We start from the raw sequence: 13,534 nt of genomic DNA, 5'->3' as shown, positions 1-13,534 counted from the left end.
GCGGCCCAGCGGGCCGGCCGGCGGCACGTCGCCGACGTGTCGGCCGCACGGCTGCGGACTCGGACGCGGTCTGCTCTTCGGTGGTCTGGTCTTCGGCGGGCACGGGTTATAAAGCCTTTCGGGCTCCCGGGCGCGCTGCGTCAGCAGTCGCGACCGCGCAGAAGCCGCTGTCTCGGTCCGGCGGTTCGCACCGCCGGCAATCCTGCGACACCCTCATCACGCTTCGAGTCGACCTGCCGGCCGGGCAGCCTCATCGCGGTCCGGCGCCAGCGGGTCCGCCAGCGTTCCATCCTCGCGCAATCGGCCCTGTTCGAGCCGTGTCGGCTCGGGTGGCACCGGAACGCTGAGAACAGCGACCGCGGAAAGGGCGGTCAGCACATCGTCGGGTCGAACGGCGGGCGTCGTGTGCCGTACGACCACGTCCAGTATCGCACAGGTGTCGTTCTCTGCACGGCAAACGGCCCAGACCACGGCCCCGCGCACATCAACTTCACGCTTGCCGTCCTTGGTCACCCGCTCGACGACCAGCGATTCCCGCGCCAGGAGCGCAGGAACGGCCACGCCCAGCTCTGCCAGAGCCACGCCGGGTAGCCGAAGCTGCCAGCGTGAGGCGTCGACGCGGTCGGGAAGCGCCCGCCCCTGCGCCTCGACGCAACAGACCACATCGAGACCGGGCGGAAGTGCCGCGTCCAGCGCCTCGTGCACCCACCTCGGAGTGACCGGCGCGGAGAAGGCGATCTCGACGTACTCCGCCTCGCTGGCCGCACCGGTGGGCGCGGCACCAACCCAGGAGAGCCGGGGATGGGGGCTGAAGCCGGCGGAGAGCGCGACCGGCAGCCGCGCCCTGCGCAGGCCACGCTCGAAGGCCCGGGCGATGTCGCGATGGGAGAGGAAGCGCAGCCTTCCCCGCTTGGCGAAGCGCACCCGGATGCGTGCCACGACCGGGGGCGGCGGTGGGCCCTCAGGTTGACGAGGCACGGGCCGGCACCATGCTCGAGGGGGAGGCAACCGAAGAGGAAGCGTCCGAAGGTGAGACAGCCGAGGCTGTTGTGGAGGCCGCCGGGGCAGGGGTGCTCGCCACCGAGACCACCGGGAGCAACGTGCGCCCGGTGGGGCCGATCTCGTTCGCGGTGCCCATCGTCGGGCAGACACCGCAGTCGTAGCAGGGAGTCCACCGGCAGTCGTCGAGCTCCGCCTCGCGCTGCGCGTCCTGCCAGTCGGCCCACAACCAGTCCCGGTCGAGGCCGGAGTCGAGGTGGTCCCACGGCAGGACCTCGCGCTCGTCGCGCTCCCGGGTGGTGAACCAGTCCAGCGAGACGCCCAGCGGGCCCAGCTCCGCCTCGCACGCGGCCTCCCAGCGCGCGAACGAGAAGTACTCGCTCCAGCCGTCGAAGCGGCCCCCCTCGCGCCACACCCGCTCGATCACCCGACCGACCCGGCGGTCACCGCGGGCCAGCAGGCCCTCGATGATGCCCGGACGCCCGTCGTGGTACCGGAACCCGATCGCCCGCCCGACCTCACGATCGGCACGCACGGTGTCCCGCAGCAGCTTGAGGCGGTGGTCGGTCACCTCGTACGAGGCCTGACCGGCCCACTGGAACGGAGTATGCGATTTGGGGACGAATCCCCCGATCGACACGGTGCAGCGGATGTCCCGGTGACCGCTGGCCTTCCGGCCCGCCCGGATGACCTCACGAGCGAGGTCCGCGATCTCCAGCACGTCCTCGTCGGTCTCGGTGGGCAGACCACACATGAAGTACAGCTTCACCTGGCGCCAGCCGTGCGCGTAGGCCGTGCTCACGGTGCGGATGAGGTCCTCGGCGCTGACCATCTTGTTGATGACCTTGCGCAGGCGCTCCGAGCCGCCCTCGGGGGCGAAGGTGAGGCCGCTGCGCCGACCGTTGCGGGAGAACTCGTTGGCCAGCGTCACGTTGAAGGCGTCCACCCGGGTCGAGGGCAGGCTCAGCGACGTGTTCGTGCCCTCGTAACGGTCGGCCAGCGCCTTGGCGATCTCGCCTATCTCGCTGTGGTCCGCGCTGGACAGTGACAGCAGGCCGACCTCGGAGAAGCCCGAGGCCGCGAGCCCCGCGTCGACCATCGCCCCGACCGTCGCGATGTTGCGCTCCCGAACCGGCCGGGTGATCATGCCCGCCTGGCAGAAGCGACATCCACGGGTGCAACCGCGGAAGATCTCCACGCTCATCCGCTCGTGCACGGACTCCGCGAGCGGGACCAGCGGGGCCTTCGGATACGGCCAGGAGTCGAGATCCGTCAGCGTGTGCTTGGACGGGCGGGCCGGGATGTCGTCCCGGGTGGGCGTCACGGCGGAGATCCGGCCGTCCGGCCGATAGGTCACGTCGAAGAAGGCCGGCACGTAGACCAGGCCGAGGCGGGCCAGCCTGAGCAGCAGCTCACCGCGCCCGCCGGGCGAGCCCTCGGCCTTCCACGCCCGGGTGACGTCGGTGATCCGCAGGACGGCCTGCTCACCGTCGCCGAGCACCACGGCGTCAACGAAGTCCGCGATCGTCTCGGGGTTGAACGCCGCGTGGCCACCGGCCACGACCACCGGCGAGGTGTCGCCCCGGTCGGCGGCATGCAGCGGGATCCCGGCCAGGTCGAGCGCCGTGAGCAGGTTCGTGTAGCCGAGCTCGGTGGAGAAGCTGACCCCGAACAGGTCGAAGTCACCGACGGGGCGGTGCGCGTCCACCGTGAACTGCGCGATGCCATGCTCACGCATGAGCGCCTCAAGGTCCGGCCAGACCGAGTACGTGCGCTCGGCCAGGACGTCCGGCTGCTCGTTCAGGATCTCGTAGAGGATCTGCACACCCTGGTTCGGAATGCCGACCTCGTAGGCGTCCGGGTACATCAGGCACCAGCGGACGGTGGTGTCGTCCCAAGGTTTGACGACCGAGTTCCCCTCACCACCCACGTACTGGACCGGCTTCCGGACCCGTGGGAGCAGTGGCTCCAAGAGAGGGAACAGCGACTGTCCGGGCATGTCCGCGAGCCTACGGCACCACGCCGAGGCTCGGCCGGGCCCCGGCGACGCACCTTGTCGCGACCCGCAGGCCTGCCCGGGAGATGACCCGGGACGCCCTCAGAGCGCGTACGGGTCCGACCTGGAACGTAGACGGACATTCTGCAGCAAACCAACCGCGACCATGTTCGCGAACATCGACGAGCCACCGTAGGACAGGAACGTCAGCGGTAGCCCGGTCACCGGCATCACGCCCAGACACATACCGATATTGACGAAGATCTGGAAGGTGAACCAACAGACCACACCGGTGGCGATCAGCGCTCCGAACGAGTCCTGGGACTGGAACCCGATCGTGAGCGCTCGCCAGAGCACCACGCCCAGCAGCACGATCACCCCGCCGGCGCCGAGGTACCCGAGCTCCTCCCCCGCCACGCTGAAGACGAAGTCGGTCTGCTGCTCGGGCACGAACTGGCCCTGGGTCTGCTGGCCCTCGAACAGCCCGCGGCCAGTGACGCCCCCGTTGGCGATCGCGGTCATCGCCTGGTCGACGTTGTAGCCGCTGGACGACGTCGCCTTGTTCTCCGAGACGAACGAGGTGAGCCGAGCCTCCTGGTAGGGCTTGAGCAGGTGGAACTGCAGGATCGCGCCGCCGAACAGCACCCCGCACAGGACCAGCCCGAGAACCCAGCGCCGCGGGGCGCCGCTCACCGCCAGCATCCCGAGAGTCACGAACACCAGCACCATGACCGTCCCGAAGTCCGGCTGAAGCATGATCAGCCCCATCGGGATGACGGCGAGGCCCAGCACGAGCAGGACGTCACCATGCCCCGGCTCGCCGCGGCGGATGCCGGTGTGCCGGTCCTCGTGCTTCTCGCCGAGGATCATGGCCACGCCGACGACGAGCGCGACCTTCGCGAACTCCGACGGCTGCAGCTGGAACCCGGCTGGCAGCACGATCCACGAGTGCGCGCCGTTCACCGTGGTGCCGACGAGCAGCACGGCCACCAGCCCGACGAGCGAGCCCAGGTAGACGAACGGCGCGTACGCCCGCAGGATCCGGTAGTCGACCACGGTCGCGGCGGCGCCGAGCACCAGACCGATCGCGAGGTTCAGCAGGTGGCGTTTGAGGAAGGTCTGCGGGTCGCTGCCCGCTTCCTCCATCCGCTGCCGGGTTGCCGACCAGACCAGCAGGGCACCGATCAGGGCGAGCGCGACCACGCTGATCTGGAGCGGCCAGTCGAGGCGCCGCAATGGCGAGTGCCGCCCGGAGGCCCGATCCCGCAGCTGCCCGATCCGCCCCCGGACGAGGACCGGGGACGACCGCAGCGCGGTGGGGCCGGGGTCCTGCGTCATCGCCCCTCCCCTGTGTGGCAGTCGACGTCGGCGGGTTGTTCGTGCTGGTGGCGATGATCGGCGTGCGTGCGTGCGTGCACGCACAGGCGGCTGGCGCGCGAGCGCCCACGGTCACGGCGGGGAACGGCCCGCGCCGCCCGCGGCGGACGTCGCTGCGGCCGGCCCGGTTCCGCTGTGGGCGGCCGGCCCCGAGGCAGGCCACAGCGCGGGCAGCACCGCGCCGGCCGCGGCCGCCTCGGGGCCCGCCACGCCCGGTGCCACCGCACCCTGGACCACCGCACCCTGAACCACCGTGCCCTGCCCAGCCGCGCCCTGCGCCGACGGGGCCGGGCCGGCGGTCGCGCCCGCACCACCGCCGAAGCTTCCGTCCCGGCCCAGCTCAGGCAGGTCGGCGGGCGGCACGCCGCCGGGCAGTGCCGCTGGCTGGCCGACGCCGTAGAGCGCCTTGTAGATCTCCTTGGCGACGGGCGCCGCGTACTCCGCACCGGTCCCGGATTCCGGAATGCTCACCACGACCACGAACTGGGGATCGTTCGCCGGGGCGAACGAGGCGAACCAGGAGGTGTCGCCCTTGCCCTCGACCTCGGCGGTACCGGTCTTGCCTCCGACCGGTACGAGATCGCTGGGCCAGTCCGCGAACACACCCGCCGCGGTGCCACCGGCCTCGGTGGTCACACCCTGCAGGCCGCCCCGGATATAGGCGAGGATCTCCGGCGAGACGGGCAGATGGCCGGTGACGGTGGGCTCGACGAGCTTCGTCCGCTTGCCGTCCGGGGAGATGGTCGCCTTCGCGAGCGTGGGCTGGTAGAGCGTGCCACCGTTGGCGATGGCCGCGTAGGCGGTGGCGAGCTGCAAAGGGCTGACGGAGAGGTACTGGCCCTGGCCGATGGAGAACTGCACGGCCGCACCGGCGTTGTAGAGGTAGCCGTCGACGCAGGCCTCGGCCGCGTACTTGCGGTACCGCTCCGCCTTGACCGGGTCCGGTTCCTCCGGATAGCCGTTCTGCGCCCGCCGGCAGTACGAGTCCTTCAGCTCCTCCCAGATCTTCTTCGCGTCCGCCCGGTCGACGACGGCGCCCGAGGTCTCCCCGGGCAGGTCGATCCCGGTGCGGCTGCCGAACCCCATGGCCTCGGCCATGTGGACGAAGTACTCCTTCGGTTCCGGGTACGGGCCGCGGCCGTTGCGCAGACCGCCGTCGGCGACCCAGGCGTCGTAGGCGAACTTGTCGAAGATGACGTCGCAGGAGATGACCAGCGACTGGTGCAGCGTGATCGGGCCGGCCGACGACCCGTCGAAGTTGTGGAAGATCTGGTCACCGACCTGCAGCGTCGGCGCGCAGTCGAACTTCTCGTCGCCCTTGGCGCCCATCTGCTGCATCGCGACCGCGGTGGAGACGACCTTGAACGTCGAGCCCGCCGCGGCCGAGCCCTGGTAGGCACGCGACAGCAGCGGCGTGCCGTTCGCCGGGTCGGACAGCGCGGAGTAGTCCTTCTGGGAGATGCCGCCGACGAACACCGACGGGTTGTAGGTCGGCAGGCTGGCGAGCGCGACCACGCCGCCGGTACGCACGTTCAGGACGACGGCCGACGCCGCCCTGGCGCCACCGCCGAGCGACTCCAGCGTCTTCCCGAGCGCCTGCTCGGCGGCCCGCTGCACGTCGAGGTCCAGGTTGAGCACCAGGTGGTCGCCACTGACCGGGTCCGTCGTGGAGGCGGTGCCGGCGACCCGCCCGAACCGGTCCACCTCCAGGCGCTCGACGCCGTCCGCCCCGCGCAGCGCGTCGTCGTAGGTGTACTCCAGCCCGGAGACACCGATCAGGCTGTTGAGGTGGTAGCCCTTCTCACCGCCCTGGGCGTCGAGCTGGTCCTGGGAGACGGGCGCGAGGTAGCCCAGTTCGTGGGCCGCGAGCGAACCGTTCGGGTACTCGCGGACGGCCTGCAGATCCGCCGAAACCCCGGGGAAGCGGTCCGGATGCTCGATCACCGCGAGCGCCTGCGCCGAGGAGACGTCCTTCGCCACCGGAACCGGCTGGTAGGGGGAGCCGTTCCAGCACGGCGCCTTCACCGTGGCCGAGCAGAATCGGATGCGCTGCTCGATGTCGGCCCGCGGCATGCCGATCACGTTGGCGAGCCGGTCCAGGACGGCCCGGCCCTTGTCGGACTGCCGGTCGATGGTCGACCGGTTCACCGAGATGACCAGGGACGTGCGGTTTCGGACCAGCGGCTGCCCCTGGTCATCCACGATCATTCCCCTGGTCGCCGGGGTGACGACCTCCCGGACCCGGTTCGTCTCGGCGACCCTGCGGTACCGCTCACCGTCGAGGATCTGCAGCACCCACAGCCGGGCGCCCAGCGTCACCAGCAGGGAGAGAACGAGCACTCGCAGGATGAGCAGCCGGATCCGCATCCGGTCGTTCACAGCCGCCCCCGATCCCGGTGCAGGCGGCGGGAGGCGGCCGTGGCGATCGGGAACAGGAACGGGGTCACCAGCACCGCGTAGAGACCGGCGGCGGCGGCCCGTTCGAGGGCCTGGGCGCCGGTGAGCGCCGCGTCGCCCAGGATCGCGGTCGCCGCGGCGTTCCCGAGGGTGCCGAACACCGCCGCGGCTCCCACGGTGGCGAGCGGAACGGTGATCGAACGCTCCGCCGCGTTCATCACCAGGCCGGCGAGATACCCGACCAGGCACAGCACCAGGGCCGTCTGCCCGAGCACGTGGGTGGACATCAGATCGGCCAGCAGCCCGATGACGAAGCCGAGCACCGCGCCGAGCAGCGGGCCCTCGATCAGCGCGACGATCGCCAGCAGCACGATCACCAGATCGGGGCGGCCGAGCGGGGCGCCGAGCCGGGCCACCACCGACACCTGCAGGACGACGGCGACGGCCAGCAGCGCGACCGCGGCCGCGAAGGCACGCGGATGCAGCCGTTCCTCGGAGAACCCGCCATCCCACACCGCCGCGTCACCCCGCGCCCTGGGCCGCCGGAGCTCCCCCGCCGGCCGGGTCCTGCCCGGCCGGCGCCCCACCGCTCTGCGCCTGGCCGGCGGGCGCCTGCCCACTCGGCGCCTGGCCGTCGGTGGAGCCGGCCGCGCCGGAGCCCGGCACCGCGCGGGGCGGGAGCACCCGGTCACCCGGGTCGGCGGCGGGGCCACCGACGATCACGCCGACCAGGTCGAGCGTGCCGATCGAGACGAAGGGGCGGACCTCCGCGGTACGAGAGAGGCCACCGACATCCACCACCTCGGTCACCTCGCCGATCGGCACTCCCGCCACATAGTCGAGACTACCAAACGTAACCAATCGGTCACCCTTTTGCACCTGGTAAGAGGCGTCATAGAGGGTGAAGGTCAGAGTGGACGGACCCTGGCCACCAGCGACCGCGCCGAGCAGCTTGGTCTGCTCCAGGCGCGCGCCGATGCGGCTGCTCGGATCGCAGATCAGCTTGACGACCGCGGTGCTGTCGGTGACCGACGTGACCGTCCCGACCAGGCCGGCCGCGTTCACGACCACCTTGTCCACGGCGAGGCCGTCGCGGCGGCCGGCATTGATCGTCACCGTCCAGTCCATCCCGGTGACGTCACCGACCGCGATGACCCGCGCCGGCACGATCGTGTACTGCCCCTTGTCGGCGAGCAGGCGCAGATCCGAGAGCTCACCGGCCAACCGGTCGATCTCGGCGTCGTCGGAGATCTGCCGACGCAGCTGCGCGTTCTCCTCGGTGAGCCGGTCGGCGCGATCGTGGTAGCGGTTCGGGTGGGTCAGCGACGACACCGTTCGGCCGACCGGCCGGGTCACCGTGGTCACCGCGTTCTCGACCCCGCCCACGATCGAATGCAGCACCCCCCGGGCACCGGGCGCCGAGTCGCTGGTCCGGTAGTCGAGCGTGATCAGCGTGAACGCGAGGACGAGCAGGACGGCGATGACGAGACGGGAGCGCCTGGTGTCACGTCCCACGTCGGTCCTCCATCGCCGCCTGCCACCGCCACACTCCTGTCACCGCACTCCCATACCGCCGCACGCCGCCGAGGGCGCGGCCCGGTCCCCACCGGCCGCGCCGCGCGGGCCGTCAGCGCTTCGGCTCGGAGATGAGGACCTGCTGCAGCGCCTCGAACTCCTCGACGCACTTGCCCGACCCCATCGCCACCGAATGCAGCGGGTTCTCCGCGATGTGGATCGGCATCCCGGTCTCGTGCCGCAGCCGCTCGTCCAGCCCGCGCAGCAGCGCACCGCCGCCGGTCAGGACGATGCCGCGGTCCATGATGTCGCCGGACAGCTCCGGCGGGCACCGGTCGAGGGTCACCTTGACTGCGTCGATCACCGCGTTCACCGGCTCCTCGATGGCCTTGCGGATCTCCTCGGCGGTCACCACGATGGTCTTGGGCAGGCCTGTGACCAGGTCACGGCCACGGATCTCGGCACTCGGCTCGTCCGGCACCTTGTGCGCCGAGCCGATCGCCATCTTGATCTCCTCGGCGGTCCGCTCGCCGAGCATCAGCGAGTACTCCTTCTTCACGTAGGAGATGATCGCCGTGTCGAGCTCGTCGCCGGCGGTGCGGATCGACTGGCTGGTGACGATGCCACCCAGCGAGATGACCGCGACCTCGGTCGTGCCGCCACCGATGTCCACGACCATGTTGCCGGTCGGCTCGTGCACCGGTAGGCCGGCGCCGATCGCCGCCGCCATCGGCTCCTCGATGATGTAGACCTTCCGGGCGCCGGCCTGGTAGCCGGCGTCCTTCACCGCGCGCTGCTCCACACCGGTGATGCCGGACGGGACGCACACCACCAGCCGGGGCTTGGCGAAATGACGCCGCCGGTGCACCTTCTGGATGAAGTACCGCAGCATCCGCTCGGTGGTCTCGAAGTCGGCGATGACGCCGTCCTTCAGTGGGCGAACCGCCACCACGTTGCCCGGAGTACGGCCGATCATTCTTTTCGCGTCGGTTCCGACGGCGAGGATTCCCGAGGTCGTGGTGTTGATCGCGACGACACTGGGCTCGTTGAGCACGATGCCCCGGCCACGGACGTAGACGAGCGTGTTGGCGGTACCGAGGTCGACGGCCATGTCACGACCGAGGAACGACAGCGAACTGGACATCGTCGGGTGCCGGCCTTCCCGAGGGGCGCGAGGTGGGACGGATCCGGACGGCGCACGCGGACGACACCGACCGGCCCTTCTCCGACCAACGCGCGAAACGCGTACAGAGTTCGTCGAACGGGCGGGACGGCCCGGATGCGCCTCGTGTGGACCCGTTCACCGTGACCGCCGGTACGGCGATTACGGCGAGCCACCGGGCACGCTCCGGGTAGGTGAAAGCGTAGACCGCCCCCGACGACGTCGCCGAGCCGACCGGGAAGCGTGTCACCCCACACGCACCGGGGCACGCGCGGCACGCCGCCCGGCTTCACATCATCCGTGGACGGGTGGCAGGTCAGCGGCGGACCGCCGCCGATCGGGCACCCGGCAGGGACGAGACTTCCCCCGATCGGCGACGGAACACCCGAAGACACCGGGCCGACCAGGGCGGCCGGCGGCCGGGTGAGCACCTCGACGAGGCCACGCCCGTCCGGCGGCTCACCCGCGCCGGTGGAACCCCGCCACCCACCAGGGGTGAGGACGGGGCACCCGGTGCCGGCAGGTCAGCTCAGGCCGGGGAAGAACAGGTCGATCTCGCGCTTGGCCGACTCCGGCGAGTCCGAGCCGTGCACGAGGTTCTGGCCGATCTCCAGCGCGAAGTCACCGCGCAGCGAACCGGGGACCGCCTTCACCGGGTCGGTGGCGCCGATGAGGCCACGCGCGGCCTCCGTCGCCCGCGGGCCCTCCGCCACCAGGGCGACCAGCGGACCAGAGGTGATGAAGTCGACCAGCTCGCCGAAGAAGGGCTTGCTGGCGTGCTCGCCGTAGTGGGTCTCGGCGACCGAGCGCTCCAGCGTGCGCAGCTCCAGGGCGACGATCTTCAGCCCCTTGCGCTCGAGACGACCGATGACCTCACCGATGAGGCCACGGCTGACGCCGTCGGGCTTGACCAGGATGAGGGTGCGCTCGGAGGACACGGGACTCCTTCAGACTCGTTTCGTCATCTTTGACGCGGATGGCCGGACGGTCCGCGGCTACTGGCGCGACCGGTTGGCCCCTGGCAAACCTACAGGGTCCACGATCCGGACCGGCGCGCGCACTCCCCCGAGACCACCCGTCGGAGTGGCGCGACGGTGCGGCGGCTGCCGCGGTCAGCGGCCGGTCAGCGGCCGGTGGTCAGCGGCCGAGGAGACGGCGGGCCTCCCCCACCGTCACCAGTGAGCCGGTGACCAGCACTCCGGTGCCGCCCAGCTCGCCTTCCTCCTCGGCCAGGCGCACCGCGGCGTCCAGCGCGTCGTCCAGGCGCAGCGCCACCTCGACCCGGTCGGCGCCGAAGACATCCACCGCGACCGCCGCCAGATCGTCCGCCGGCATCGCCCGCGGCGAGGTGCTCTGCGTGATCACGACGCTGCTGAAGACCGGCTCCAACGCGGCGAGGATGCCATCCGCGTCCTTGTCGCCCAGGACGGCGACCACACCGACGAGGGACTCGAAGCCGAAGGCCTCGTCGACCGCGGCCGCGAGGGCCTCGGCACCGGCGACGTTGTGCGCGCCGTCCAGAACGATCGTCGGCGAACGCCGGACCACCTCAAGCCGGCCCGGCGAACTCGCCTGGGCGAACCCGGCGAGCACGGCATCGGCGTCCAGCTGGTTCTGCCCACCGCCGAGGAAGGCCTCGACTGCCGCCAGCGCCACCGCCGCGTTGTGCGCCTGATGCACGCCGTGCAGCGGCAGGAAGACCTCCTCGTAGGTCCCGCCGAGCCCGCGCAGAGTCAGCATCTGCCCGCCGACGGCGGCCCGCCGGCCGACGACACCGAACTCCAGGCCCTCCCGGGCGACCGTGGCGCCCAGCTCGGCGGCCCGGCGCAGCAGCACCTCCGCGGCGGGCAGCTGCTGCTGGGCCAGCACGAGCAGCGAGTCCGGCCGGATGATGCCGGCCTTCTCCGCCGCGACGGACTCGACCGTCGAGCCGAGCTCCGGATGGTCCAGCGAGACCGGCGTGATCACCGCGACCGGGGCGTCGATGACGTTCGTCGCGTCCCAGGTGCCGCCCATCCCGACCTCGATCACGCCGACGTCCACCGGCGCGTCCGCGAAGGCGGAGAACGCCATCGCGGTGAGCAGCTCGAAGAAGGTGACCCGCTCGGCGTGCCGGGTGTCGACGAGCTCGGCGTACGGGATCACGTCGTCGTAGGCGCGGGCGAACACCTCCGCGCTCGCGGGGGTGCCGTTGATGCTGATCCGCTCGGTGACCGTCTCCAGGTGCGGCGAGGTGTAGCGGCCGGGGCGCAGGCCGAACGCCTGCAGCAGGGCGTCGATCATCCGGGCCGTGGAGGTCTTGCCGTTCGTCCCGGTGATGTGGATCGACGGGAAGGACCGCTCGGGATGCCCCAGCAGGTCCACGAGATCCCGCATCCGCTCCAGATCGGGAAGCATCCGGTGCGGGAACCGCCCGGCGAGCGCCTTCTCCACCCTGGCGAGGCCGGCAGCGTCGTCCGGCGGGTTCCCCGTGCTCACGTCTGTCACGGTGCCGAGGTTATGGCATCACCGAAGCGGCCTCTTCGCCGCGGGAGACAGCCGCGCAGGTCGCCGGCCTCCGAACGCCGGCCGCCCCGGCGCGCCGCGGTCTGTTGCTCCGCGACTCGCCGGGGCGGATGTCCGCCGATCAGGCCGCCGGGTCAGACCACCGCCACGTGGCGAGGCCCCGCCCGCACGGCGCCGCGGTCAGGCCGACTTCTCCTGGCGGCCCGGGTTGCGCTTGGACGCGGCGACGTCCCGTGGCACCAGGGTGGGGTTGACGTGCTCCAGCACGACCTCGCGGGTGATGACCGCGCGGGCGACGTCCTTGCGGCTCGGGATGTCGTACATCACCGAGAGCAGGACCTCCTCCATGATCGCACGCAGGCCACGGGCACCGGTGCCCCGCAGGATCGCCTGGTCGGCGATGGCCTCCAGCGCGTCGGTCGTGAAGTCGAGGTCCACGCCGTCCAGCTCGAACAGCCGCTTGTACTGGCGGACCAGGGCGTTCTTCGGCTCGGTGAGGATGCGGATCAGCGCCTCGCGGTCGAGGTTGGAGACGCTGGTGATGATCGGCAGCCGGCCGATGAACTCCGGGATCATTCCGTACTTGAGCAGGTCCTCCGGCATGATGTCGCCGAAGACGTCCGAGGAGTCCGGGTCGTCCTTGCCGTGGAGCACCGCGCGGAACCCCAGGGACTTCTTGCCGATCCGGGATTCGATGATGCGGTCGAGCCCGGCGAAGGCCCCCCCCACGATGAACAGCACGTTCGTCGTGTCGATCTGGATGAACTCCTGATGCGGGTGCTTCCGACCACCCTGCGGCGGGACGCTCGCGGTCGTTCCCTCAAGAATCTTCAGCAGCGCCTGCTGCACACCTTCGCCGGAGACATCCCGGGTGATACTGGGATTCTCCGACTTGCGGGCGATCTTATCGACCTCGTCGATGTAGATGATGCCCGTCTCGGCCTTCTTGACGTCATAGTCGGCGGCCTGGATGAGTTTGAGAAGAATGTTCTCGACATCCTCGCCCACATAGCCCGCCTCGGTCAGCGCGGTCGCGTCGGCGATGGCGAACGGGACGTTCAGCATGCGGGCCAGGGTCTGGGCGAGCAGGGTCTTGCCACAGCCCGTCGGGCCCAGCAGCAGGATGTTGCTCTTCGCGAGCTCGACCTCGCTCTTCGCCGCGTCACCACTGGAGGAGCTGCCCGCCTGCACCCGCTTGTAGTGGTTGTAGACGGCAACCGACAGCGTCTTCTTCGCGGCCTCCTGGCCGACGACGTAGCCGTCGAGGAACTCGTAGATCTCCCGGGGCTTGGGCAGTTCCTCCCACTTCAGCTCCGAGGACTCGGAGAGCTCCTCCTCGATGATCTCGTTGCAGAGGTCGATGCACTCATCGCAGATGTAGACGCCTGGGCCAGCGATGAGCTTCTTCACCTGCTTCTGCGACTTACCGCAGAAGGAGCACTTGAGCAGGTCACCGCCATCACCGATGCGTGCCACCGAGGACTCAGTCCCTTCGTCCAGACGATGGTGTCGCCTGCGTGTCGGGGGCGGTGCGCACCGCCCGGTCGTCGCGTGTCTGCCTGTATCCGTCCTCGTGGGGACGG

At 70.7% G+C, this 13,534-nt stretch carries 10 protein-coding genes; all 10 read right to left on the bottom strand.

Annotated features, from left to right (window positions below; translation table 11 throughout):
- Nucleotides 1-216: 216 nt before the first annotated feature.
- The 10 genes from ACG83_RS15520 to clpX all read right to left on the bottom strand — a co-directional run bounded on the left by ACG83_RS15520 (nt 217) and on the right by clpX (nt 13,427).
- A complete protein-coding gene (locus tag ACG83_RS15520; RefSeq protein WP_054566913.1) occupies nt 217-978 on the bottom strand; it encodes a TIGR03936 family radical SAM-associated protein in 762 nt (253 codons plus the stop codon).
- On the bottom strand, nt 962-2,998 hold the full coding sequence (locus tag ACG83_RS15515) for a TIGR03960 family B12-binding radical SAM protein (protein ID WP_054566912.1): 2,037 nt from the start codon (nt 2,996-2,998) through the stop codon (nt 962-964). Before ACG83_RS15515 ends, ACG83_RS15520 begins: the two co-directional genes overlap by 17 nt.
- Before the next feature lie 99 nt (nt 2,999-3,097).
- Nucleotides 3,098-4,333: a rod shape-determining protein RodA gene (rodA, locus tag ACG83_RS15510; protein WP_054566911.1), complete on the bottom strand. Its 1,236-nt coding sequence runs from the start codon at nt 4,331-4,333 to the stop codon at nt 3,098-3,100.
- A gap of 111 nt (nt 4,334-4,444) precedes the next feature.
- On the bottom strand, nt 4,445-6,751 hold the full coding sequence (gene mrdA, locus ACG83_RS15505) for a penicillin-binding protein 2 (protein ID WP_054566910.1): 2,307 nt from the start codon (nt 6,749-6,751) through the stop codon (nt 4,445-4,447).
- Entirely contained in the window at nt 6,748-7,284 is a 537-nt protein-coding gene (gene mreD, locus ACG83_RS15500; protein ID WP_054567254.1) for a rod shape-determining protein MreD, read from the bottom strand. The genes mrdA and mreD overlap by 4 nt, the downstream gene beginning before the upstream one ends.
- Before the next feature lie 7 nt (nt 7,285-7,291).
- Nucleotides 7,292-8,284: a rod shape-determining protein MreC gene (gene mreC, locus ACG83_RS15495; RefSeq protein WP_054566909.1), complete on the bottom strand. Its 993-nt coding sequence runs from the start codon at nt 8,282-8,284 to the stop codon at nt 7,292-7,294.
- A 112-nt stretch (nt 8,285-8,396) separates the two neighbouring features.
- Nucleotides 8,397-9,428: a rod shape-determining protein gene (locus ACG83_RS15490; protein ID WP_006542689.1), complete on the bottom strand. Its 1,032-nt coding sequence runs from the start codon at nt 9,426-9,428 to the stop codon at nt 8,397-8,399.
- A gap of 542 nt (nt 9,429-9,970) precedes the next feature.
- The gene (ndk, locus tag ACG83_RS15485; RefSeq protein WP_006542688.1) at nt 9,971-10,384 is read right to left on the bottom strand and encodes a nucleoside-diphosphate kinase; all 414 of its coding nucleotides are present in this window, start codon (nt 10,382-10,384) and stop codon (nt 9,971-9,973) included.
- Nucleotides 10,385-10,583: 199 nt separating this feature from the next.
- On the bottom strand, nt 10,584-11,933 hold the full coding sequence (locus ACG83_RS15480; RefSeq protein WP_054566908.1) for a folylpolyglutamate synthase/dihydrofolate synthase family protein: 1,350 nt from the start codon (nt 11,931-11,933) through the stop codon (nt 10,584-10,586).
- Between the two features lie 198 nt (nt 11,934-12,131).
- On the bottom strand, nt 12,132-13,427 hold the full coding sequence (clpX, locus tag ACG83_RS15475) for an ATP-dependent Clp protease ATP-binding subunit ClpX (protein WP_006542686.1): 1,296 nt from the start codon (nt 13,425-13,427) through the stop codon (nt 12,132-12,134).
- Nucleotides 13,428-13,534 lie beyond the last annotated feature (107 nt).

It is taken from the genome of Frankia sp. R43, from assembly GCF_001306465.1.
Classification (GTDB): Bacteria; Actinomycetota; Actinomycetes; order Frankiales; family Frankiaceae; genus Parafrankia; species Parafrankia irregularis.
Note: the sequence above shows the minus strand (reverse complement) of the source record. Positions and strands in the feature narration are given on the sequence as shown.

Bases quoted from the DNA above. Each gene is read 5' to 3' on its own strand.
- ACG83_RS15515 (WP_054566912.1), bottom strand. From the start codon at position 2,998: ATGCCCGGACAGTCGCTGTTCCCTCTCTTGGAGCCACTGCTCCCACGG.
- rodA (WP_054566911.1), bottom strand. From the start codon at position 4,333: ATGACGCAGGACCCCGGCCCCACCGCGCTGCGGTCGTCCCCGGTCCTC.
- ACG83_RS15490 (WP_006542689.1), bottom strand. From the start codon at position 9,428: ATGTCCAGTTCGCTGTCGTTCCTCGGTCGTGACATGGCCGTCGACCTC.